At 66.8% G+C, this 1,619-nt stretch carries 2 protein-coding genes; one reads left to right on the top strand and one right to left on the bottom strand.

The genetic code is table 11. The annotated features are described in order from the left end of the window. Positions 1 to 488: 488 nt before the first annotated feature. Complete coding sequence (locus ACFU99_RS43020) at positions 489 to 1,043, top strand: DUF4253 domain-containing protein (protein ID WP_384404066.1); 555 nt, start codon at positions 489 to 491, stop codon at positions 1,041 to 1,043. A 105-nt stretch (positions 1,044 to 1,148) separates the two neighbouring features. Here ACFU99_RS43020 and ACFU99_RS43015 read toward each other — a convergent pair. Next, positions 1,149 to 1,619 (bottom strand): DUF3592 domain-containing protein (locus tag ACFU99_RS43015; RefSeq protein WP_384404064.1); only part of this gene is annotated, 471 nt, incomplete at its 5' end.

Below are 1,619 nucleotides of genomic sequence, written 5' to 3'. Positions count from 1 at the left end.
CTCGCCGGCCTCTCGGGCCGCCGCGGCGCACCCCAGGCGGCGGCCCACGTACAGCAGACGACGGCATCCTCTCCCCAGTCGACGGCTGGATCACGGCCGAGGAACGGCATGAGGCGAAGCCACTCCGGGACATGAAGACGCGTTATCGCCAACACGGCCAAACCTGATCAACGACAACGTCCTCCGCCGGCGCAGCCATCACGCCGTCTTTCGTTGTCGGACCCCGGACTTAGCATCCGCTCGTGAACCTCGAATCCCGCCTGCCCCACGGCACAGCCCTCCCGCCCGGCCGCTTGATCACCTCGGACGAAGGAGACGGGGACATGCAGCCGCTGTGACTGAGCGATGGCCCGGCCGCAGCCGAACTGTGGTCGCGGCTGCGCGTCGAGCACACCGCCTCAAGCCTGTGGCCCCTCCTGCTCGACGCCCTGGATCCCCACGATGAGGACTTCCGCCCCTGGGGCTGCGGCGAACTGCGGACCGAACGCATGTCACCGCCCGCCCAGCACGACCCCGAGGCCCTCCTCGCCCGCTGGCGGCAGGACTGCACCGCAACCGACGAGGGCGACGACCCGCTCACCGCTGACAAGCACTCGGCCGTCACCGCCCCGTTCGGCCAGACCTGGCCAGGCCGTGGACCCGCCCTGCCGCAGGTGTCGCATGCCGACGAGATCGCCGGGCAGTACGCGCGCGCCTTCCTGGCGCAGAAACCGCGGGCCCGACTCGGACTCGTCGCAGCATCCCGCGGTGCCGACGCCCTCGCCACAGTGGGATGGATGGGTCCTCTCAACTACAACAACGACACCGCCACTTTCGCCGCCGTCGTCCGCGACTGGGAAGACCGGTTCGGCGTACGCGTCGTCGGCGTCGGGTTCAGCACCCTTCACCTCAGCGTCGCCGCGCCTCCGACCCGGATCGAAGAGGCCCTGGCCGTCGCCGCCGAACACTTCGCTTTCTGCCCCGACAACATCTGGCAGAGCTCACACCCAGACCTGGCGTCCTACGCCAAGGAGCTCATCGACCTCAACTGCTGGGAATTCTGATGGGACTGAACCCGCAGAAAACGCAGCAACCTCACTCCTCCCTGCCGGCACCTGAGCCGGACCGGTGGTCGCACGACGGACGAAAGCGTGGACTTGGCCCGTTTGCTACCCCAGGATTTTCCCGGCAAGGAAAAGCACTTCCTTGAACATCCAGATCGCGGTGAGACTCAGCACGGGAAAAGCGATCAGAGAGAAGATGGTGTCACCGACGCGGGCGCGCAGCGGAAGCACCTCGGCCCTTGACGGCTTCCGGGGAAGGTACAGGACGCCCATCGTGTCACCTGGCTTCAGGACACGGCTCGTGGTCGAGGCGCCTGCTATCTCGTGCGGTCTGCCGTGACTGTCCTCGAATCTCACCACGGGTCTGATCCCCTGCTGGCTCCCGAGAAAGCCGACCAGCACTCCGTTGGCACGCATCCCCTGCCGCCTCAGCCGCATCCAGCCCACATTCATCCGGATCACCCCAAAAGCACACGCGGCCGCCACCACGAATATGACGAGATAAAGGGCGAGTTCCACGATCGTCCCACGCATCGAAACCACTACCTCCCCTGAAGAACAGTCCTGGCCCGGCAC

Source organism: Streptomyces sp. NPDC057654 (genome assembly GCF_042800135.1).
Lineage (GTDB): Bacteria > Actinomycetota > Actinomycetes > Streptomycetales > Streptomycetaceae > Streptomyces.
The sequence above is the reverse complement of the archived record's forward strand: the minus strand, read 5'-3'. Positions and strand labels throughout refer to the sequence as shown.

Excerpts from the sequence above, each read along its gene's own strand:
- ACFU99_RS43020 (WP_384404066.1), top strand. The coding sequence starts at position 489 with ATGTCACCGCCCGCCCAGCACGACCCCGAGGCCCTCCTCGCCCGCTGG.